This window comes from Nocardioides psychrotolerans (assembly GCF_900113685.1).
GTDB classification, from domain to species: Bacteria; Actinomycetota; Actinomycetes; order Propionibacteriales; family Nocardioidaceae; genus Nocardioides; species Nocardioides psychrotolerans.
Genome location: NZ_FOQG01000003.1, coordinates 25097 through 44719 on the forward strand (window position 1 = coordinate 25097; position 19623 = coordinate 44719).

The window sequence follows — 19623 nt, forward strand, 5'->3', positions numbered from 1 at the left end:
CATCCGGGAGCGGTGACCCGTGGGCGATCACGCCGACCCAGCATCACCCAACACCCACCGCCAGCCACCAGCCACCAGCCCGTCATCCGGCAACGGCGACCCGTGGGCGATCACGCCGACCCAGCAACACCCAACACCCACCGCCGCCGGCCCAGGCAGCGGTGACCCGCGGGCAATGGCGCCGCGCCCGCACCAGCCAAGGGCCACCGCCCACCACTACGGCGAAGCAGTCCCCTCGCCACTGCCGGCGAAGAGGAACACCAGCACCGCGATGACTGCCAGGACGGCGAGGACCGTCGAGACGATCTTGATCACCGACCACGGGCGATCGCCGGTGACCTCGCCGGTGTTGGCGTTGACCATCACCTGCCACTGCTTGCCGGCGTGGACGTAGGTCGCGAGCCAGAGCGGTAGCAGCACGAGCTTGAACATCACCCGGGCGTACTGGACGTTGACCTGGTGCACGCGCTGCTCGTCGCCGCCGATGTCACGGCGTACGTCGTCGTCGATGACGTCGCGCATCTCCTTGCGCGCGATCGTCGAGCCATCCTGCGGGTCGACGTCGTAACGCAGGGCGGAGTAGCCGGAGAGGTACTCCGGCTGGTAGGCCACCGCGGTCTCGAACTTCCACGGCCCCATCTCGTCGAGTCGCTTGGCGGGCAGCCGCTGGGACGCGGGGACCGTCACGTCGTCGAAGGCGCGGGAGACGTGCCCGGAGGCGCGGTGCCAGCGGGTGTGCTGCTCCTGGTAGGTCTCGGTGCGGGTGCCGCCCTTGCCGTCGGAGACCTGGCGGGTCTTGGTGACGTAGTAGTGCTCGCCGCGCTCCCCCTGGTAGGCCGACGCGGTGTTGGCGTCAAAGGTCCAGTGAGGGACGTAGGTGCCCTTCAACGACTCGGTCGAGCCGACCTTCTTCAAGGCGTTGGGGGCGAACCAGCGCGAGCCGATCCACTCCTGGAAGGCCTTCTGGGCGCCCTTGCGCGGGACACCGAACGGCACCACGGCCTCCGGGGCGACGATGCCCGCCGGGGCGGTCAGTGCGATCAGGTGGCCGCTGCAGAACTGGCAGGTCTCGGCCAGGTCGATGGACTCGATCTCGGCCGCGCAGCCCTGGCACTTGAGCACCTGGCCGCCGATCGAGGCGACCTTCACCTGGGCGTTCTCGGCCATCCAGGTGTCAAAGGAGTGCTCGTCGACGCTCGTGTCGTCGCCGGCCTCGATCGGGTGCTCGGCACCGCAGGCGCCACACGTGAGAACAGTGGTGCCGGGAGCGTAGGTCACCTGCGACCCGCACGTGGGGCACGAGGCGAAGAGCGCCCTCGGCTTCTCGGGGACCGGAGCCGAGGCGGGGACCGGGGGCGGGGCGGGGACCGGGGGCGGTCCCGGGGGGCCGTCCTGGGGCGGGAGTGGCGGCGGCGTCGTCGACATGCTCAACCCTGCGGGGGCAGCGGCGGCGGGGTGGCAGCGAACAACGAGGCCAGCTCGGGCACCTCACCGGCGGGCTTCCAGGCCGACATCGCCTCGGTCCACACCAGCGTCTCGCGACTCAGCTTCTCCGCGGCCACCTGGGCCGGCAGCGCCGAGAGCGCGAAGGGGCCGGCCTGCGCGCCGTTGACCGCGACGTACCACTGCGCGGCACCGCCGGGCAGCGGCGGCGGGCCCGCGGGAGCGGCCTGCTGGGAGCTGGCCATGGCACCGGTCGCGGCCTGACCCAGGCCCATGCCGACGATCATGCCGGCTCCCTGTCCGGCGGCGCCGGGGTTGTTGGCGGCGTCCTCGAGGGCGTTGGCGGCCTGGAACTTGGTGTATTGGTCCAGGTTGCCGAGGATGCCCATCTGGCTGCGCTTGTCGAGCGCCTCCTCGACCTCGGGAGGCATCGAGATGTTCTCGATGACGAAGCGGGGCAGCGCGATGCCGAACTCGACGAGGCTCTCGCTGAGGGTGCCGACGAGCTGCTGGGAGATCGCCTGCTGGTTGGCGGCGAGGTCGAGCATCGGCACGTTGGCGGTCGCGAGCGCCGAGGTCACCTGGGAGACGATCGTCTGCCGGAGGAACTCCGAGACCTCGTCGGTGCGGAAGTCGGGGTCGGTGCCGACGAGCTGGCGCAGCAGCACGCTCGCGTCGGTCACCCGCAGCGCGTAGGTGCCGAAGGCGCGCAGGCGGACCATCCCGAACTCCGCGTCGCGGACGGTGAAGGGGTTCTGCGTGCCCCACTTCATGTCGGTGTACTGACGCGTCCCGACGAAGTAGACCTCGGCCTTGAACGGCGAGTTGAAGCCGTACTTCCAGCCCTTGAGGGTGCTCAGGATCGGCAGGTTCTGGGTGGTGAGCTCGAAGGTCCCGGGCGTGAAGACGTCGGCGATCTGACCCTCGTTGACGAAGACCGCGGTCTGGCCCTCGCGGACCACCAGCTGCGCCCCGTTCTTGATCTCGTTGCCCTGGCGGGGAAAGCGCCAGACCAGCGTGTCGCGAGTGTCGTCGAGGAACTCGACGATGTCGATGAACTGGCCGCGCACCTTGTCCATGAAGCCCATCTGGTGGTTCTCCTTCGTCGACGGCCCCGGTGGCCGTGGGGGATCGAGCCCACTGTCCCAGGTCACCGGCAGGCGGCGAAGGGTTTTGCGTCAGTGTCGTGTGGCAGTGTCGTGGAGTGACCTCGACGTCGGATCCCCTCCAGCTCCCGCACGGCCCCGCCTGGGCCAACCGCTTCGCCCTCGCGCCGCTCACCAACACCCAGAGCAACGCCGACGGCACGCTCTCCGACGACGAGCACGACTGGCTCGTCGCGCGCGGCCGCGGCGGCTTCGGGCTGGTCATGACGTGTGCGGCGTACGTCGATCCCGCGGGGCAGGCGTGGCAGGGCCAGCTCGGCATCGCCTCCGACGAGCACCTGCCCGGGCTGACCCGGCTGGCCGACTCGTTGCGCGCGACCGGCGCGCGCTCCGCAGTACAGCTGCACCACGGGGGGCGTCGCGCCGACTCCGACCTGACCGGTCGGCCGCTCCAGGCGCCCTGGGACGACCCGAAGACCGGCGCGGTCGCGCTCAGCACCTCCGGAGTCAAGGCCATGGTCGACTCGTTCGTCGGGGCGGCGGTGCGTGCGGAGACGGCCGGCTTCGACGGGGTGCAGGTGCACGGCGCCCACGGCTACCTGATCGGTCAGTTCCTCGATCCACGGCACGAGCGGACCGACTGCTACGGCGGCAGCCTGGAGAACCGCATGCGCCCGATGACGGAGGTGCTCCACGGCATCCGCGCGGCGACCGGTCCGGACTTCCAGGTCGGGCTGCGGCTGTCGCCCGAGGGCTTCGGCGTCACCGTCGCCGAGGGAGTCGAGACGACACGACAGGTGCTCGCCAGCGAGCTGCTGGACCATCTCGACCTGTCGCTCTGGGACGTCTTCATGAAGCCCCGGCGCGAGGCGGGCGAAGGGCTGCTGATCGACCATTTCACCGACCTGCCGCGTCACAGCACCCGTCTCGGGGTCGCCGGGCTCGTGCAGTCGGCCGCCGATGCCGCCTGGTGCCTGGACAAGGGCGCCGACCTCGTCACCATCGGGACCGGCGCGATCCTGCACCACGACTTCGCGACGCGGGCGATCGCCGACCCCGACTTCCGCGTGCGTCAGCGCCCGGTCTCCCGCGACATCCTCCGCGCCGAGCACGTCGGCCCGGCGTTCATCGACTACCTCGCCGCCGGCTGGGACGACCTGGTGGCGTGAGCACCCGTTGCCCCCGGGCCATCAGATCGGCTACGTCGGGTAGAGGTCCGGAGGTGCCGCTAGGGGTACAGCCTCGACATCCGAGCGTCCACGCATTAGGGAGCTGACCCCATGACCCCCCAGACATCCGGCACGTCCACCGGCGAGTAGCCGGACAGGTCGGGGAGCCCGATCGGTGAGGACCGCACGCCGGGCTCCAATAGCCGGAAGCCGTGCAGGGCGACCAGGAGCGGTCCGGCGCTGACGGGACCGAGCAGAGGATGGCGCGCTGGGTCACGTTCCCAGACAGCACGACCCGCCGCCAGTCAGCCCGGACGACGACCCACCACGACGACGTACGACGGCCCGGACCCGGCGTGCCGGGTCCGGGCCGTCGACTTGCTCGGTCGCGGCGCGACCGTCAGGGTCGTGCTTCGGTCTGGACGTGCTGGGCCGAGGACGTGCCCTCGTCCTTGATGGTCGCGGCAGCGTCGGCTGCCGTCTCCTGGACCTGGGTGACCGCCTCGGCGGCCGAGGCCCTGAGGTTCTCGCCCACGTCCTGGCCCGCGACCTTGGCCTGCTCGAGCAGCGGCTGGGCCTGCTCCTTGGCCGTGTCGACGAGAGCCTGGGCTGCCCGCGACTCCTGCTTCGAGGCCGGCACGAGGGCAGCGATGACGAGCCCGGCGCCGAAGGCCACCAGGCCGGCCGCGAGGGGGCTGCCCTCGACGGTGTCACCGGTGCGGGACACGGCGTCCTGGGCAGTGCCCCGGACCCCGTCGACGGCCCCGGACGCCGACCCGCTGGCCGTGTTTTGGACGTTGCGCGCCGTCCCCATCACCCGGTCACGGGCCGACGAGGCCCGTCCCCGGACTGCTTCCTTGCGTCGCTCCACGATCGCGGCGGGGCTCACCCGGTCCTGGAGCGCGTCCAGGTCCTGCGCCAGGCTCTCGCGGGTCCCGGCGATCTGGGTGCTCAGCTCTTCTGTGCTCTGGCCCATTGCACGTCCTCCTTCAAGGTCTGCTGCGTCTCGGGCAGCTGGGGGTTGGCTTCTTGGATGGCCTTCTTGCCCATGAGGGCGAGGGCCGCTGCTGCGATGCCCCAGACGGCGGTGACGATCAGGGCCGCGGCCCAGATCGGCATCGCCTCGTCGAGGGCGAACATCAGGGTGAGCGAGAGAAACAGCAGCAGGAACCAGCCGGCGAGACCGGCTCCTCCGAGGAGCCCGGCGCCCTTGCCTGCCTTGACCACCTCCTGCTTCATCTCGGTCTTGGCCAGGTCCATCTCCTGACGGATCAGGGTCGTGAGGTCCTGGGTCACGTCCGACACGATCTGGCCCAGGCTTCGCTGGTCGGGGCCTCCTGGGTCGAGGCCAATGGGCGGTTGAGTCACAGCGCTCGCCCGGTCTCGCCCGATCGCTCGCCGTAGCCGGCGGCGTCGGTGCCCATCGGACCGTCCTGGTCGAAGGCAGGACGGTCGGCGTCGAACGGCGACGTGCTCGGCGGGATGGCCGGAGTGTCGGCCACCGGGACCGGGACCGTGGCGTCCCCGATGGGTGCTGCGGGTGTGGTCGGCACCGGCGGCACGGCGGGCGCCGACGACTGCGTGGCGCCCGCGTCCTTGGCGCCCCTGACCACACGCCCGGCGACGACGCCGAGAACGAGCGCTCCGAGCAGGAACGTGCCGGGGCGACGACGTGCGAAGCTGCGCACGTTCTCGAGGAGCTCGGCAGGATCCCGGCCGTCGAGGTGGGATCCGATGGTGCGGGCACGGTCGGCGACCTCGCGGGTCAGGTCCGCGGCCAGGCCGGGGGCCTGGCTCGACGAGGCCATCTGGTCGAGGTCGTCGCTCAGCGTGTGCAGCGTCTCGACCAGGCGGTCACGTTGCGTGCGCGTCTGCTCGTCGAGCTGGTCGGTGACCTGGCTGATCGCGTCGTCGGCGAGTCCGCGCGCCTGGCTCGCTGCCTCGGCGGCGACCGCGCGGACCTCGTCCTTGGCGACGGCGGCGACGTGCTGGCCCTCGTCGGCCGCGGTCGACGCGGCGGCGTGGGCTCTCTCCTGCGTGGAGCTGGTGGTCATGGTTCCTCCGATGATCGGTGGGGTGCGACAGGTTCTTCTCCACCGGTGCCCCCTGGGTCGGAGGACTTGTCAACCCTTTCGGGTGGGATCCTGTGACGACGTCGACCGCCTCGCCCACGTCTCCCACACCACCGCTCACGCCGCTTGCGGGTCGCCTCGTCGCGGGACGCAGGCCGATGCCTTGTGGACAAGGCACTTGCACCGGGCCGACGTGACCGCCACTATTTGACCCATGGACCCGACCATCCGCGTCGCGATCGTGGCCGATGGCGACGTCGTGCACCGCGGCCTGGAGTCGGTGGTCACCGAGCTGCCCGACGCGGTCCTCGTCCAGGGCCGCACGGAAGGACCCGCGCTCGAGGCCCACGCCGACGTGGTCCTCTACGACGTGATCGGCCTGCGCCACGGGGAGGACGACCAGCTCACCCACCTGGTCAAGGAGACTGATGCCGCGGTCGTCGCCGTCGCACGCGAGCTGAAGCCGGACCTGGCCGACCGGGCCCTGGAGAAGGGCGTCGACGGCGTCATCTCCCTCTCGGCGACGGTCAGCGAGATCCACGAGGTCGTCAGGGCGGCCGCACTGGGCGACCTCCTCGGGGACGGGTCGCTCGCGTCCCTCGACTACACCCGCAACCCGGACCACCGGACGCCCTCGGCGCTGCTCTCCTCGCGGGAGACCGACGTGATCGCGCTGGTGGCGTGCGGGCTCTCCAACGAGGAGATCAGCAAGCGGCTCTACCTGAGCATCAACACCGTGAAGACCTACATCCGCACCGCCTACCGCAAGATCGGTGTCACGAGCAGGTCACAGGCAGTCGGCTGGGCGCACCAGCACGGAATCCACTAGCCGTTCGGGTCCATGGCCCGCGACCGGTCAGGCAGAAAGCCGTTGTCGATGCCCCACAGGACGGCGCGCGACCGGCTGGACACACCCATCTTCCGGTAGGCCGTGCGCACATAGGTCTTGACCGAGTTGATGCTGAGGTAGCACCTGTCGGCGATCTCCTGGTTGGACAGGCCCTGGGTGATCAGCGCGACGACCTCGGCCTCTCGCGCACTCAGCTTGTGCTCGCGTCCTGGCCAGGCCTTCACGAGCGCGTCGTCATCGCCGCCCGCGTGGGCGGGCACCACCACGATGCCCCTGTGGATGGCCTCGATGCTATCCACCAGTTGCTCGGCGCTGAGGCTCTTGGAGAGGTAGCCCGAGACCCCGCGCTCGAGCGCACCCTGGACCAGGGCGGCCTGCAGGTTCCACGTGAAGATAGCGACCCGGGCGTCACTGCCGATGGTCAGCTCGCTGAGCTCCACCGCGTCACCTTGCACCTGCCCGAACGTGTCGTAGAGGACGACGTCAACCGTGTTCACCACCGGCAGCCGGCTGTCGATCTCCACCACCACGACCCGCGACTCGTGCGGCGCCAGCACCGATGCCAGCCCCCGCACGACGATCTCGTAGTCGTTGACGATCGCGACGCGCACGGGCGAGGAGCTCATGGCGTCGAACCTACCGGTGCGGCAGCTTCCCCAGGTCGACGAGGATCGTGACCACCGTCTGGCCGGCCACCCCGTCGACCGGCTACACCGAGCCGGACGTGACGGGAAGCACGTCTGGATGAGTATCGGCATTGGCGGGTGGGGTACCTCCTGGTGTCGCGCCAGTGCGCGACACCGCCATTCCGGTAGGACCGTCGATGCGACGACACCGCCCGACCTCAAGGAGCACAACCGATGTCCAACACCACCACCACTCGCAGCAACCTCTCGTCCGACCGCCGCGTCAGCACCGAGACCAAGGCGTCGTTCAAGACCACCGAGCTGATCGCCTACGTCGCGGCCGTCCTCGGTGTCCTCATCGCCTCGGCCATGGTCGACGCCTCCGACTTCGGCGCCCAGGAGGCCTGGTTCTACGTCTCCCTGCTGACCATCGGTTACATGGTCAGCCGCGGCCTCGCCAAGTCCGGCAGCCGCGACTTCTACGACGTCGACACCGCGGACCACGACCACCGCTGATCCCCCCCCGTGCACCCGCACTGCCCCTACCCGTCCGCGGGTGGGGGCAGCTGTGTCGTCAACCGCTGGCACGCCCGCCGTCGTCCAATGAGCACCTCGTGACCCAGGTGGTCGAGATCAACCGCAAGATTCCAATTGCTCCGGTCTGTACGACCAATCCCCTCGACGGGTCCCCCGACCCGCCGGAGCAGCGCAGACCCGTCGCCAGATTCGACGCGCGCCTCCGGAGGAGTGGCTACCCTGCTGCGGTGACTCAGACGCCGCGCCCCATACGTCTGGCCATCGTCGATGACTACGCCGTCGTGGTCGCCGGAGTCGCCGCACTGCTCGCTGAGGAACACATCGACGTCGTCGAGACCGGCGCGTCCCAGACGGTCCTCAGCGACGTCGACGTCGTCCTCTACGACACCTTCGGTCAGGTCCAGGGCAGCGGCATCGACCTCCAGGACTTCGTGCGCGACAGCGGCGCCCACGTCGTCGTCTACAGCTGGAACGTGCAGCCCGAGATGATCGTCCAGGCGCTCACAGGTGGAGCCCGGGGTTACCTGTCGAAAGTGCTGACCGGTCCCCAGGTCGTCAGCGCCCTGCGGCGGGTCGTTCGCGGTGAGATCGTCGTCCTGCCGGGAAGCGACGAGTCGAGCGTGGGCGGGGCCGGTGACTGGCCGGGTCGCTCGGTCGGGCTTTCGCCGCGTGAGGCGGAGGTGCTCGCCCTGATCGCCCAGGGTCTGAGCAACCAGGCGATCGCCGACCGGGCCTACCCCAGCATCAATTCCGTGAAGACCTACGTGCGCACCGCCTACCGCAAGATCGGGGTCAGCTCGCGCTCGCAAGCGGTGATCTGGGCCATGGGCAACGGCTTCGAGCCCGACACGCTGCGCACCATCGATCGGGCGCTGGTCAGACGAGCACCGCGCTAGCTAGCACCGCGCAGGCCCCTTGTCAGCTGGCCCGTTGTCAGCTGATCAGCCGAGCGGATCGCTGGCGCGATCAGGATCAGCCCCGGCCACGATGGAGCGATCCTCGTCGTGGGTCCCGTGCCAGTCCAAGCACAGGATGGTCGCATCGTCACTGAGCTGGTGGCCGGTGGCCTCGAGCGCGCTGTCTGCCAGCGCACGGACGAGCTCGCGCGGGTGGAGCTCCCGGGTGTCGGCGATGGCCTCGAGCAGGTCGCCCGCCCCGAGGTTGCGCTCGAGCATGCCGTCGGTGATCAGGACCACCCGGTCACCACGGTGAAGAGCCGCCCGGGTGCTGCGGTAGGACGTGTCGCGAAACAGGCCCAGGGGTAGGTCTACCGGCAGCTCCAGCGCCGTCACGTCGGCGCCTCGGGCGAGGTACGGCGCCACGTGTCCGGCGTTCACGATCTCGCACATGCCGGTGCGCAGGTCGACCCGCGCCAGCAGCCCGGTCACGAAGTCATCGAGACCTCGTGAGGCTGACTCGTCAGCCAGCGCCCTGTTCGTCTGGTCGGCCTGCTCGATCAGGGTGGCCCCGCTCCGCCTGGCGCCGCGCAGGCTGCCCAGACACAACGACGCGGTCATCGCAGCGCCCACTCCGTGACCCATGGCGTCGGTCAGGGACACATGCAGGACGTCGCGATCCAAGCTGTAGTCGAAGGTGTCCCCGCCGATGCTCGCCGCTGGCTCCAACCAGCCTGAGAGCGTGAACGCAGCCGCCTCGCATGTCCGCGGACCCGGGAGCAGGCGTTGCTGGATCTCCGCGGACAGGCTGAAGGACCTGGTGCGCTGGCCCCACTCGTAGAGGTCCGTGTGTCGCTGGTTCGCGATCACGACGTAGGCCAACAGGTGCGCGACCTGTCCGATCTCGGTCACCGTCTGTGGGACAGGTTCTTCCTCGAGGTAGAGCTCCAGCAGGCCTATCGCCTCCCCCCGCTCGGTCACGGGTCCCAGCACCCGCCACCACGCGCGATCGCCCTGCGCCGCGTGCGACGGATCGGGCGCCACCACCTGGACGGTCTGGGTGCGCAGCGCCTGCTCTGCCGGTCCACCGTCGAACGGCAGCACCGTCGCGGACTCCTCACGGTCGCGTCGCTCCCCGCGCCCCAGTGGTGTGCGGTCGTCAGCCTCGCCGCCTGCCGCAGGGACGTGCGACAGCCGCACCAGGGCACGTCCGGACACGTCGGCGATGAGGAACGACACGGCGACCGCGCCGAAGGCCGCGCCGAGCTCGCGAGCCACGGCCTCCACGGCTTCCACCGGAGACTTCGACGCCGCAGCCTCGAGCACACGCCCGACATCCACACCCCGCCCCGACACCACCTTCCGGAGCATAGACGCGAGGGCCGACCCGACCGCGGCCGGGAGCGGTCACTCCCAGAACTAGGGTGACCCCGTGGCCGAGCTGTCGATGTCCTCCTTCTCCTTCGAAGACCTGACCAACGACGAGGTCGAGGCCGCGGAGGCGCTCTACGGCGGTCTCACCGACGACGTACGCCGCGTGCTCGACCTGACCATCCGCACCCGCGCCGACGCGGAGCAGGTCGGCAGGGCCCGCGCCCTGCTGCGTGAGGCAGCCGACCTCCTGGCCGCGGACGCACCCGAGGGGCCGGCCGGCATCCACTACAACGCCCACGGGCGCTCGTGGAACTGGGGCAACACCGTGGTCGGCCTCCGCAACGCCTTCGCTCCCCCGGTGCGGCTCGAGTGGAGCGACGACGGCACCGCCCGCTCTGCCGTGCACCTCGGCGCGGCCTACGAGGGCCCGCCGGGCAGTGTCCACGGTGGCGTCTCTGCCCTCCTGCTCGACCACCTGATGGGCGAGACCGCCAGCGCCGCGCACACCCGGGTGACGGTGACCGGGACCCTCACGCTGCGTTACGCGCGGCCGCTGCCGCTCGGCGCCGTGCGCATGGAGGCGGCCGTCGCCGACGAGTCCGACCGCAAGATCACGGTCAGGGCGACCATCCGCGAGGACCGTCCCGGCGCCGAGCCCGCCGTGGAGGCCCACGGTCTCTTCATCATCCCGCGCTGGGCCCAGCAGCCGGAGACGCCGCCGGGCATCGGATCTCTCGACTGAGCGTCACGGTCCGAGGCAGCGCGAGGTTCAGCTCCGCGTCGGGAGCGTCGAAGTCGATCTGGCAGCACAGACCCGTGCTCGTCAAGGACATCGCGAGGACGACGCCCTCGATCTCCCTCCCCGATGCTGACCTGAGGCGTCGACCTCAGGCCAGGTCGACCTCGAGCCGGGCGGCGAGCGCGTCGCGGGTGATGCCGAAGGTCTCGACCACCCGGGCGCCGTGCTCGCCGAGCTCGAACGTCGCGACGTCGGTGTAGACCCGGCTCACGCACGCGACCCCGGTGAGGGGAAAGGTGCAGGACGGGACCAGCTTGGGGGTGCCGTCCTTGGCGAAGAGCGACATCATCACGAAGACCTGCTTCGCGCCCATGGCGAGGTCCATCGCCTCTCCCACCGCTGGGATGGCGTCGTCCGCACCGGTGCTCCAGTTGGCGAGGTCTCCCGAGGCCGAGACCTGGAAGGCGCCCAGCACGCAGACGTCGAGGTGGCCGCCGCGCATCATGGCGAACGAGTCGGCCTGGTGGAAGTACGACGCCCCGGGCAGCTCGGTGACCGGCTGCTTGCCGGCGTTCGTCAGGTCGGGGTCGACCTGGTCGCCGGTGGCGGCCGGTCCCATGTTGAGCATCCCGTTCTCCGTGTGCAGCACGATCCCGGAGCCCGCCGGGAGGTGGTCTGCCACCAGCGTCGGCTGACCGATGCCCAGGTTCACGAACGACCCCGGCTCGATGTCGCGGGCGACGAGGGCCGCCATCTCGACCTTGCTCAGGGGGCCGCGATCGGGGTGCTCCACGCACCCGCCGTCCCGGGGCGTCATACGGCGACCACCGCGTCGACGTAGATCGACGGCGTCACGACGCTCTCGGGGTCGAGCCCACCGACGTCGACCACCTCGCTGACCTGGGCGACGACCCTCGTCGCGGCCGTGGCCATGACGGGCCCGAAGTTGCGGGCGGTCCTTCGGTAGACGAGGTTGCCGAGCCGGTCGGCGCGATGGGCGCCGATCAAGGCGACGTCACCGCGGATCGGCATCTCGAGGACGTAGGTGCGGCCGTCGATGACCCGCGTCTCCTTGCCCTCCGCGAGCGGCGTGCCGACCCCGGTGGGGCAGAAGAACGCCCCGATCCCGGCGCCGGCGGCGCGCATCCGCTCGGCCAGGTTGCCCTGCGGGACCAGCTCCAGCTCGATCGCGCCGGCGCGGTAGAGGCCGTCGAACACCCAGGAGTCAGCCTGGCGGGGGAAGGAGCAGATCACCTTGCGCACCCGCCCCTCGGCCAGGAGTGCCGCGAGACCGGTGTCGCCGTTGCCAGCGTTGTTGGACACGACCGTCAGGTCGGTGGCGCCCTGCTCGATCAACGCGGCGATCAGCGCGACCGGCATCCCCGCCATCCCGAAGCCTCCGACCAGCACGGTCGCGCCGTCCTCGACGGCACCCAACGCCTCGACCGCGGTGTCGCAGACCTTCACGACGCGGCACCTGCGAGAGGTGGCGGTGCTCCGGGGGTCATGCGCGCTCCTCCTCGAGGACGGTCCGGGCGATGCGGAAGGCGGCGGTGGCGTCGGTCGCACCGCAGTAGATGGCCGTCTGGAGCAGGCACTCCTTGATCTCCTCGATCGTGAGGCCGTCTGACCTGGTGGCGCGCAGGTGGGCGTCGAGCTCGTCGTGGCGCCCCTGGGCGACCAGGGCGGTGACGGTGATGAGCAAGCGGCTGTGGCGGTCCAGTCCCGGGCGGCTCCAGAGGCTCCCCGCGGCGTGATCCGCAGCCACCTCCCCGACGTCGAGGGTCAGGTCGTCGGCAGCGTCCACGGGCGACTCTCCCAACACGTGCTGACGGATCAGCGCCGCCACCTCGACGGGCGCCTCCGCGGGCGCGAGGTGGCCCACGTCGGCCAGGACCTCGACCCGTCCGTCCCTGACCCCGTCGGCGATCTCCCGCAGGAGGTCGGGAGGCGTGACCGCGTCCCACGCTCCCGCCACGGCGAGCACCGGCGCCCGGACCTCGCCCAACCGGTCACGCACGTCGAAGTCGGCCAGCGCCGCACACACCTGCAGGTAGCCCTCGTCCGCCGTGTCCGTCAGCGCGCCGAGCAACGCGGAGGCCAGCGCCGGCTCGCGGTCGACGAAGCCTGGGGCGAACCACCGCTCCGCCGAGCCGGGCACCATCACCGGCGTGCCGGAGATGCTGACCTGGCCCATCCGACCGGCCCATGTCGCCGCGTCGCCGATCTTGGCGCCGGTGCAGAGCAGCACCGCGGAATCGACCCGGTCCGGGGCGTCGAGGAGCAGCTGCAGGCCGACGGCTCCACCGACGGAGTCACCGGCGTAGGCGAAGTTGCCGCCGACCTGGTCGCGCTGGGCGAGGACGTCCTCGACGACCGCCAGCACCCCCTGCGCCAGCTCGGCCATCGTGAAGCCCTCCTCGCGCACGCCCCTGTTGTGCCCGTGGCCGGGCAGGTCCCAGGCGAGCACGTCGAACCGGTCGGTCAGCCCGCCCGCACACACGGACCACAACGTCATCGCCGAGGTGCCCAGGGAAGGCCCGAGCACGAGCAGGGGCAGGTCGTGACGGTGGGCGGCCCCGGACAGACGGACGGCGGTGACGCTGGGGATCTGAGGACTCACCGGTCCAGTGTCGCGGACACCTCAACTGCCGTCGCGCTGCTCCCGCCCCGGGTCGTAGAGCCCACTCATCCGACCTCGGGGGTCGAGCTCGGTCAGCAGCGCGTCGGCGATCTCGTGCAGGGAGGCCACCTGGGCGGGGGCGAGCGGGTCCAGGACGAGCCGGCGCACGTTGTCGACGTGCCCGGGGGCGGCCTCGGCCACCGCTGCGACACCGGCCGGGGTGAGGGCGGCATTGGTCGCCCGCCCGTCGTCGGGGCACGGGGAGCGCTGGACGAGACCGCGGTCCTCCAGGCGTCGTACGACGTGCGACAGCCGCGGCAGCGTGGCGTTGGTCCGCTGCGCGAGCACGGTCATGCGCAGGGTGCGGTCGGGGGCCTCGGAGAGCATGGCGAGGACGTAGTACTCGAAGTGCGCCAGCCCCGAGTCGGCGCGCAGCTGCGAGTCCAGCGCACCCGGGAGGAGCTCGACGACGGCCACCAGCCGGAGCCAGGCCGCACGCTCGTCCTCGGTCAACCATCGCGGCTCCATGAGCCCAGGCTAGGACACCACTTGAAGGAACAATCAAAACGGCTAGAGTGTTGATTGAAGCAACAACAAATTCCAGGGAAGCAGCCACATGACCGTCAACGCCGTCCGCCTCAACCACGCCGTGCTCTTCGTCGCCGACCTCGAGCGCAGCATCACCTTCTACCAGCAGGCCTTCGACATGAGGATCGTCGCGCGCGAGCCCCGCGCCGACGCCGCCTTCCTGCGACTCCCCCGCTCGGGCAACCACCACGACCTCGGCCTCTTCGGCGTCGGCGCCCAGCCTGCGCGCCCGCGCGGCTCGCTCGGCCTCTACCACCTGGCCTGGCAGGTCGACACCATCGAGGAGCTGGAGCAGGCCCGCCTCACCCTCGCCGACCTCGACGCCCTGACAGGCGAGTCCAGCCACGGCGCGACCAAGAGCGTCTACGCGCACGACCCGGACGGCAACGAGTTCGAGGTCATGTGGATGCTGCCCAAGGCCAGCTGGGGCGACTACGCCGACGCCGCACCCATCGAGCGCCTCGACCTGCCCGGCGAGGTACGCCGGTGGGCCGGCGTCCACACCGCCGCCGAGCTGGTCCCCCTAAACGCCCCGGTGGACGCCCCGGTGGAAGCGTCGTGACGACCGCGACCTACCCGACACCCGTGGTGGCGACCCACGGCTCGACCGACCCCTCGGCTCCCCTGGTCGTGCTACTGCACGGCCGCGGCTCGGCCGAGCACGAGATCCTCGGGCTCGCCCAGCACCTGCCGGTCGGGCCGGCCTACGCCGCCGTGCGCGCCCCGATCGCCGAGGGCGGCGGCTTCGCGTGGTTCGCCAACCGCGGCATCGGCCGACCGGTCGCCGCCTCGCTCACCGAGACGATGAGCTGGTTCCGCACCTGGCTCGACGACGTCGCCCCCGCTGGGCGGCCCGTCGTCCTCGTCGGCTTCAGCGGCGGCGCGGCCTTCGCCGGCGGCCTCGTGCTGGACGATCCCGCGCGCTACGCGGGCGCAGCGATCCTCTTCGGCACGATGCCGTTCGACGCCGGGGTCCCGACCGATGCCGGACGTCTGGCCGACCTCCCGGTCCTCGTGGCCCAGGGTGAGGACGACCACGTCATCCCCCGCGAGCTCCTCGACCGCACCTGGGACTACCTCCGGACCGGGTCCGGCGCGACCACCGTGTCCCTCCGCCGACCCGGCGGGCACCAGCTCGACGCCGAGACCCTGCACCGGCTCGGCGACTGGATCGCCACCGGCTGGCTCGACGCCGTGCCGCTCGTGGCCGGGAGCAGCTGAGCGATCCGCATGGGCACGCTCGGGGTCCTGTCAGCCCAGCTGTGACGGCTCCGTCTCGCCGTGTGCGCCGACGCGCCGCAGGAGCAGCCCCAGCACCACCAGCGTGCTGGCGCAGAGGATCCCGATCGGCGCCTCGACGGCCCAGACCGCCTCGTGACCACGAGCGCTCGAGACGAACGGCACGACCAGGATCGGCAGGCACGTCAACGCGATCCAGACGAGCTGACCCACCACGGTGACGTAGCCCAGCGGGTGACGGCGCAGCAGGAGGACCCCGCTGACCACCAGTGCCGGGAGGAAGAACGCCAGGTCCAGGACGTGCACCGGGTTCGTGGGAACGCGCCAGTCGCTCGCACTGCTGGACGGCCGTCCGGCCACCAGGTCCGGCACGATCTCGCTCATCCAGAGCACGCCGAACAACAGCGCGACGGACACCAGGAACGCAGCGGTCCTCGGCATCGCCCTGCTCGCGAACCGCGCCCGGACCTGGTCGGCATCCAGGGATGACAGGCTGCCGACGAGCGCGAAGATGGCCAGCCCGAGCACCCCGACCCACACCAGGAACAGCGGGCCGAACTGGAGGGAGAAGGCATAGATCGCGTAGTTGTAGACCGTGAAGGCCAGGAAGCCCAGCAGGCACAGGTAGGACCGCCAGGATCCACGGGCAGCCGCGACCGCGAAGGCGGCCATCGCCGGGGCGACCAAGGCCAGGTTGACGACGTCCTGGGCGACGGCGGTGTCGGCGAACACGTCGGTCTCGTCACCGTAGATGCTCGAGATCGCCAGGAGACCGACGGCGCTCCCGCAGGCCGCCAGCACGGCCGCCCCCACGATCAACCACGTCCAGGCTCTGGGCAACGTCATGCGCGCTCGATGGCGCAGCACGATCGGATCGGGACACACGGCGCCATCAGCCTCCACGTCCAGTGGACCGCGTCGGTCCGCGCGCGGGCCAGGGGCAAACGTCCCGGTCCCGTTCGCCGCGCTCCCGTGACGGGCGGCGCATGATCCATTAATATCCTCGAGTTCGCGCGAGGTTCCAGACGTCAGGAGATCTTGTGACCAGCTGGACCCGTGGTGCCGCGGCCCCCACAGTGGCCCCCGCAATGGGCGTCGCGTTCCTGGTGACGGCACTCGTGATCGACCTCGTCGGCGACGTCCAGCTCACGGGGGTCTACGCCACGTCCGCCGTCCTGGCATCGATCAGCTGCCGACCCCGTCGTACGGCGGCGGTGGCGGGACTTGGCGTCTCGGCGACCCTCTTCTCGGGCCTCTGGCACGGCACCCTCGCAGAGCCCGGCTGGTCCCTCCGGCTGGCGAGCTGCGCCGGGGCCGGCGTGGTGTCGGTCGGAGCCGACCTTCCCCGGGGCGCTACTGGACCGGGGAGCGTCTTCGCGACGCCTCGGCGATGTTGTCGATCGAGTACCGGCAGCCCGGGGACGAGGCCGCGGTGAACGGCGGGGGAGCCACGTCGCGTGTCGTGCGAGTCCTGCCACCGGACGGAGCCAGCGTCGGGCTCGCACGCCGCATGGTCCGCACGCTCCTGGGTGCGACGCCGATGGAGGCCTTCACCGACGATGCCGTGCTGGTCGTCAGTGAGCTCGTCACGAACGCCCTGGTCCACGCGGGTGGCGAGGTCCACCTCACCCTGGCCCTCAGTGGCTCCGGGCTCCGGGTCGATGTCGCCGACGACAGCGCCCATCCACCCGTCCGCAGGGACTACTCGACGTCCTCGGGGACCGGACGCGGCCTGCACCTGATCGAGAGCCTCGTGACGCGCTGGAGCACGTTCAGGCTCGGCCAGGGCAAGGTGGTCTGGGTCGAGATGGAGGACCCGCAGGGAGCTCCGTTCGCCGGCGCCCGGCCATCCCTCACCGCCCCGGAGCTCGCGGCCGAGGACGTCGCCCAGGTCGAGCTGCGCAACGTCCCGCTCCTCATGCACGCCGCCTGGCAGGAGCACGCGTCCGCGCTGCTGCGCGAGCACCTGCTGGTGAAGCTGGACGAGGACCCGACCATCCTCGAGCGACACGCCCGGGCCAGCGACGCCATGAACATCCTCCACGAGCAGGTGCCGGTCCCGGACCTGGGAGCAGACCCGGACGCGGTGATGGCCAACGCCCTCGAGCCCCACGTGTCGATCGAGTCCATGACCCTGCGGGTGCCGGGCCGGTCCGTCGCGCACTTCGCGGTCCTCGACGAGCTGATCAGCGACGCCCTGCACCTGGCGGCCTCCCACCACCTCCTGGTGCCGCCCACGCAGCCGGAGGTCCGGGCGATGTCGCACTGGTTGTGCGTGGAGGTGACCGAGCAGTCAGGGAGCGGCCGGCCACCCAGGAGCTGGAGCGCCCCGGAGCCGCACCGGACCGCGGGGCCCCGAGGGCCGGACAGCGGCATCGAGGGATGGGACTCCACCGAGGTGTCCGGGTCGCCGCAGGCCCTGCTCGCCACGGACGACGCAAGCCTGATCGTCGCTGTCAGCCCCTCCGCGCTCGCGGTGCTCGGCTACGAGGACGCCGGTGACCTGGTCGGGCGTGCGGTCACCTGCATCGTGCCGCCGCGCTACCGACAGGCACACATCGCCGGCACGACGCTGCACGTCGTCAACGGCCGCGCCCCCCTGCTCGGCCACGCCATCACCGTGCCCGTCGTCCTCGCCGACGGCCAGGAGGCGACGCGCGAGATGACGGTGGTCTCTCGCCCCCTCGCCACCGGACGGCGCCTGTTCGTCGCCGAGTTCACGCCTGGTCCCGCTGCTCCGACAGGTATGGATCCGCCCAGGCACTGATGATGCGCGCTGCCCTGACCGCTTGGTCCCGACCGGTCAGCAGGTGGTCGGCGCCCTCCAGGGAGACGAAGCTGCGCGGGTGCCGAGCCGCCCGGAAGATCTCGCTCGCGTTGGCGATGCCGACCGTGTTGTCCGTCGGAGCGTGCATCACCAGCAGTGCGCGCCGCAGGGTCCGGATCTCGTCCTCCATGTCGGCGGCGCGGACGTCCTCGATGAAGTGACGCCGCAACGTCAGCGCCTTGCCGCCGATGAGAAACGGGGCCTCACCCTCGGCAAGGATCCGATCGACGAGGGCGTCGTAGTTGTGCTCCACGTGGCCCGGCTCGAAGGGAGCCCCGATGCTGACCACGGCGCGCACGGAGTCGACCTCGTGAGCCGCGCCGATCACCGCCGCGCCACCGAAGGAGTGCCCGACGAGCAGCCTTACGTCGTGTCCCCGGTCGTTCATGAACCTCACGGCCTGGGCGGTGTCGGCGACCTTGTGCGAGAAGGAGCCGTCGCCCCAGTCGCCCTCGGACTCACCGAGGCCGAGGTTGTCGAAGCGGAGCATGCCGATGCCCTCACGGGCCAGCTGCTTGCAGATCCGGCTCGCGGCGACACTCGCCTTGCCGAGCGTGAACCCATGCGAGAACACCCCCCAGCCGCGCACGTCCCCCTCGGGCTCGTCGATCAGCCCAGCGAGCACGGGCCCGCTCGTGCTGGGGAACCTCACCTGCACCGTCACCCTGGAGATTCTTCCACCACCGGGCAGCGTCCACCCTCCCGCTGGACGTTCAGGAGCCAGCGGCCATGCGCCGCGCTCGGACCATGACGGTCGCCAAGGGGACGGTCCTGCCCCTGAGGTTGGAGTTCAGTCGGGTCCGCGAGGTCCCGAGACGCCGCGCGTAGGTGCCCTGGTCGAGCCCCGAGGCATGCCCAGGACGAGCTCCGCGACCACCGCTTGACGCTCGCGTCGCGGGGTCGAGGGCTCCCGAGCTGACGGACAACCCGGGTCGCGACCGGCACGCGGTCCTTGCTCTCGTCGGCGTAGTAGCCGTCGACCCGCCCAGCAGACCCAGGGCCTCATCGACGAGGCCGCCAGCTGCCGCGACGTCATCGACACGATCGTCGCGACGCCGAGGCAGTCATGCGCAGGACGTTGCCGTCCTACCTGACCTGAGGGACCGTGGTCGGTCGATCACACCTGGCCAGGAGACCGTCGTCGACTTCCCGGTGCCGTTCGCTGCCGTCAGTTGAGAGCAGCGGCGCGAGCGCACGCGCTGGTCGCGGGCCGAGCGGGCCGACCGGAGCGGGCCGACCGGGCCGACCGGGCCGACCAGGTCGGCGTACTCCGGGTGCTTCTCGACGTAGCCCTTCACGAACGAGCAGGTGGGGATCACGCGGAGGCCGTGCGAGCGGGCGTCGTTGAGGGCGTGGCGGACGAGCTTTCCGCCGATGCCCTGCCCCTCGAAGTCGTCGCCGCCGACGGTCGGGCTCCCGCGCTCACCGGCTCCCGATGATCGCCACCTCGAGCACCGAACGGTCCCAGCCGTGTCGCGGGTCGCGCCCCGTCAGCTCGCGGATGCGGCCGAGGCGATAGCTCACCGTCTGGAGC

At 71.1% G+C, this 19623-nt stretch carries 22 protein-coding genes and 1 pseudogene; 8 read left to right on the forward strand and 15 right to left on the reverse strand.

From position 1 onward, the window contains the following. Positions 1-216: 216 nt before the first annotated feature. Both BM204_RS04490 and BM204_RS04495 read right to left on the reverse strand, forming a co-directional pair. Positions 217-1425 carry a hypothetical protein gene (locus BM204_RS04490; RefSeq protein WP_218031400.1) on the reverse strand — a complete coding sequence of 403 codons (1209 nt, stop codon included), beginning with the start codon at positions 1423-1425 and terminating at the stop codon, positions 217-219. Positions 1426-1427: 2 nt separating this feature from the next. Then, on the reverse strand, positions 1428-2531 hold the full coding sequence (locus tag BM204_RS04495) for an SPFH domain-containing protein (protein WP_091110793.1): 1104 nt from the start codon (positions 2529-2531) through the stop codon (positions 1428-1430). A gap of 116 nt (positions 2532-2647) precedes the next feature. On the opposite strand from BM204_RS04495, the gene BM204_RS04500 reads away from it, so the two are divergent. Further along, on the forward strand, positions 2648-3718 hold the full coding sequence (locus tag BM204_RS04500; RefSeq protein WP_091110795.1) for an NADH:flavin oxidoreductase: 1071 nt from the start codon (positions 2648-2650) through the stop codon (positions 3716-3718). Between the two features lie 400 nt (positions 3719-4118). Here BM204_RS04500 and BM204_RS04505 read toward each other — a convergent pair whose 3' ends face one another. From BM204_RS04505 to BM204_RS04515, 3 genes are all read right to left on the reverse strand, one after another. Continuing rightward, the gene (locus BM204_RS04505; RefSeq protein WP_091110796.1) at positions 4119-4694 is read right to left on the reverse strand and encodes a DUF3618 domain-containing protein; all 576 of its coding nucleotides are present in this window, start codon (positions 4692-4694) and stop codon (positions 4119-4121) included. Further along, the gene (locus BM204_RS04510; protein WP_218031399.1) at positions 4670-5014 is read right to left on the reverse strand and encodes a phage holin family protein; all 345 of its coding nucleotides are present in this window, start codon (positions 5012-5014) and stop codon (positions 4670-4672) included. The genes BM204_RS04505 and BM204_RS04510 overlap by 25 nt, the downstream gene beginning before the upstream one ends. Before the next feature lie 68 nt (positions 5015-5082). Continuing rightward, entirely contained in the window at positions 5083-5772 is a 690-nt protein-coding gene (locus BM204_RS04515; RefSeq protein ID WP_091110799.1) for a hypothetical protein, read from the reverse strand. A 232-nt stretch (positions 5773-6004) separates the two neighbouring features. On the opposite strand from BM204_RS04515, the gene BM204_RS04520 reads away from it, so the two are divergent. Then, complete coding sequence (locus BM204_RS04520; RefSeq protein WP_091110800.1) at positions 6005-6619, forward strand: helix-turn-helix transcriptional regulator; 615 nt, start codon at positions 6005-6007, stop codon at positions 6617-6619. Here BM204_RS04520 and BM204_RS04525 read toward each other — a convergent pair. Then, positions 6616-7266, reverse strand: coding sequence for a response regulator transcription factor (locus BM204_RS04525; protein ID WP_091110802.1), 651 nt, complete (start codon positions 7264-7266; stop codon positions 6616-6618). The two genes, BM204_RS04520 and BM204_RS04525, sit on opposite strands and share 4 nt — an antisense overlap. Before the next feature lie 234 nt (positions 7267-7500). Between BM204_RS04525 and BM204_RS23160 the strand changes: the two genes are divergently transcribed. Both BM204_RS23160 and BM204_RS23165 read left to right on the forward strand, forming a co-directional pair. Beyond that, positions 7501-7782: a hypothetical protein gene (locus tag BM204_RS23160; protein WP_091110804.1), complete on the forward strand. Its 282-nt coding sequence runs from the start codon at positions 7501-7503 to the stop codon at positions 7780-7782. Between the two features lie 248 nt (positions 7783-8030). Continuing rightward, positions 8031-8699 carry a response regulator transcription factor gene (locus tag BM204_RS23165; protein ID WP_091110805.1) on the forward strand — a complete coding sequence of 223 codons (669 nt, stop codon included), beginning with the start codon at positions 8031-8033 and terminating at the stop codon, positions 8697-8699. A 45-nt stretch (positions 8700-8744) separates the two neighbouring features. Here BM204_RS23165 and BM204_RS04540 read toward each other — a convergent pair whose 3' ends face one another. Then, positions 8745-9995 (reverse strand): PP2C family protein-serine/threonine phosphatase, encoded by a 1251-nt coding sequence (locus tag BM204_RS04540; protein ID WP_218031397.1) that lies wholly within the window; start codon positions 9993-9995, stop codon positions 8745-8747. Positions 9996-10131: 136 nt separating this feature from the next. Between BM204_RS04540 and BM204_RS04545 the strand changes: the two genes are divergently transcribed. Next, positions 10132-10815, forward strand: a complete 684-nt coding sequence (locus tag BM204_RS04545) for a PaaI family thioesterase (RefSeq protein WP_091110809.1) — start codon at positions 10132-10134, stop codon at positions 10813-10815. Positions 10816-10960: 145 nt separating this feature from the next. On the opposite strand, the gene BM204_RS04550 is transcribed toward BM204_RS04545, so the two are convergent. The 4 genes from BM204_RS04550 to BM204_RS04565 are packed head-to-tail and all read right to left on the reverse strand — an operon-like array spanning position 10961 to position 13963. Next, positions 10961-11605, reverse strand: coding sequence for a 3-oxoacid CoA-transferase subunit B (locus BM204_RS04550; RefSeq protein ID WP_439895888.1), 645 nt, complete (start codon positions 11603-11605; stop codon positions 10961-10963). Positions 11606-11625: 20 nt separating this feature from the next. Next, positions 11626-12279, reverse strand: a complete 654-nt coding sequence (locus BM204_RS04555) for a 3-oxoacid CoA-transferase subunit A (RefSeq protein ID WP_091110812.1) — start codon at positions 12277-12279, stop codon at positions 11626-11628. 37 nt (positions 12280-12316) lie between these two features. Beyond that, on the reverse strand, positions 12317-13435 hold the full coding sequence (locus BM204_RS04560; protein ID WP_246166605.1) for an alpha/beta fold hydrolase: 1119 nt from the start codon (positions 13433-13435) through the stop codon (positions 12317-12319). A gap of 21 nt (positions 13436-13456) precedes the next feature. After that, positions 13457-13963, reverse strand: a complete 507-nt coding sequence (locus tag BM204_RS04565) for a MarR family winged helix-turn-helix transcriptional regulator (RefSeq protein WP_091110813.1) — start codon at positions 13961-13963, stop codon at positions 13457-13459. An 88-nt stretch (positions 13964-14051) separates the two neighbouring features. Between BM204_RS04565 and BM204_RS04570 the strand changes: the two genes are divergently transcribed. Then, entirely contained in the window at positions 14052-14585 is a 534-nt protein-coding gene (locus BM204_RS04570; RefSeq protein ID WP_091110815.1) for a VOC family protein, read from the forward strand. Then, entirely contained in the window at positions 14582-15244 is a 663-nt protein-coding gene (locus BM204_RS04575; RefSeq protein WP_091110817.1) for an alpha/beta hydrolase, read from the forward strand. The genes BM204_RS04570 and BM204_RS04575 overlap by 4 nt, the downstream gene beginning before the upstream one ends. Before the next feature lie 30 nt (positions 15245-15274). Here the strand turns inward: BM204_RS04575 and BM204_RS04580 are convergent, their stop codons facing one another. Further along, on the reverse strand, positions 15275-16108 hold the full coding sequence (locus tag BM204_RS04580; RefSeq protein ID WP_143099652.1) for a hypothetical protein: 834 nt from the start codon (positions 16106-16108) through the stop codon (positions 15275-15277). A gap of 544 nt (positions 16109-16652) precedes the next feature. Here BM204_RS04580 and BM204_RS04585 point away from each other — a divergent pair. After that, positions 16653-18029, forward strand: coding sequence for an ATP-binding protein (locus BM204_RS04585; protein ID WP_091110820.1), 1377 nt, complete (start codon positions 16653-16655; stop codon positions 18027-18029). On the opposite strand, the gene BM204_RS04590 is transcribed toward BM204_RS04585, so the two are convergent. The 3 genes and pseudogenes from BM204_RS04590 to BM204_RS22525 all read right to left on the reverse strand — a co-directional run bounded on the left by BM204_RS04590 (position 17980) and on the right by BM204_RS22525 (position 19613). Beyond that, positions 17980-18753, reverse strand: coding sequence for an alpha/beta hydrolase family protein (locus BM204_RS04590; RefSeq protein ID WP_091110821.1), 774 nt, complete (start codon positions 18751-18753; stop codon positions 17980-17982). The two genes, BM204_RS04585 and BM204_RS04590, sit on opposite strands and share 50 nt — an antisense overlap. Positions 18754-19153: 400 nt before the next feature. Further along, positions 19154-19474: pseudogene (locus tag BM204_RS04595) on the reverse strand (GNAT family N-acetyltransferase); the annotation flags it as partial. Positions 19475-19511: 37 nt separating this feature from the next. Further along, the gene (locus BM204_RS22525; protein WP_170259228.1) at positions 19512-19613 is read right to left on the reverse strand and encodes a helix-turn-helix domain-containing protein; all 102 of its coding nucleotides are present in this window, start codon (positions 19611-19613) and stop codon (positions 19512-19514) included. Positions 19614-19623 lie beyond the last annotated feature (10 nt).

Coding starts and splice junctions, on each gene's coding strand:
- BM204_RS04565 (WP_091110813.1), bottom strand. CDS start 13,963: ATGGAGCCGCGATGGTTGACCGAGGACGAGCGTGCGGCCTGGCTCCGG.
- BM204_RS04520 (WP_091110800.1), top strand. CDS start 6,005: ATGGACCCGACCATCCGCGTCGCGATCGTGGCCGATGGCGACGTCGTG.
- BM204_RS23160 (WP_091110804.1), top strand. CDS start 7,501: ATGTCCAACACCACCACCACTCGCAGCAACCTCTCGTCCGACCGCCGC.
- BM204_RS04525 (WP_091110802.1), bottom strand. CDS start 7,266: ATGAGCTCCTCGCCCGTGCGCGTCGCGATCGTCAACGACTACGAGATC.
- BM204_RS04505 (WP_091110796.1), bottom strand. CDS start 4,694: ATGGGCCAGAGCACAGAAGAGCTGAGCACCCAGATCGCCGGGACCCGC.
- BM204_RS04570 (WP_091110815.1), top strand. CDS start 14,052: ATGACCGTCAACGCCGTCCGCCTCAACCACGCCGTGCTCTTCGTCGCC.
- BM204_RS04490 (WP_218031400.1), bottom strand. CDS start 1,425: ATGTCGACGACGCCGCCGCCACTCCCGCCCCAGGACGGCCCCCCGGGA.
- BM204_RS04585 (WP_091110820.1), top strand. CDS start 16,653: ATGTTGTCGATCGAGTACCGGCAGCCCGGGGACGAGGCCGCGGTGAAC.
- BM204_RS04515 (WP_091110799.1), bottom strand. CDS start 5,772: ATGACCACCAGCTCCACGCAGGAGAGAGCCCACGCCGCCGCGTCGACC.
- BM204_RS04495 (WP_091110793.1), bottom strand. CDS start 2,531: ATGGGCTTCATGGACAAGGTGCGCGGCCAGTTCATCGACATCGTCGAG.
- BM204_RS04580 (WP_143099652.1), bottom strand. CDS start 16,108: ATGACGTTGCCCAGAGCCTGGACGTGGTTGATCGTGGGGGCGGCCGTG.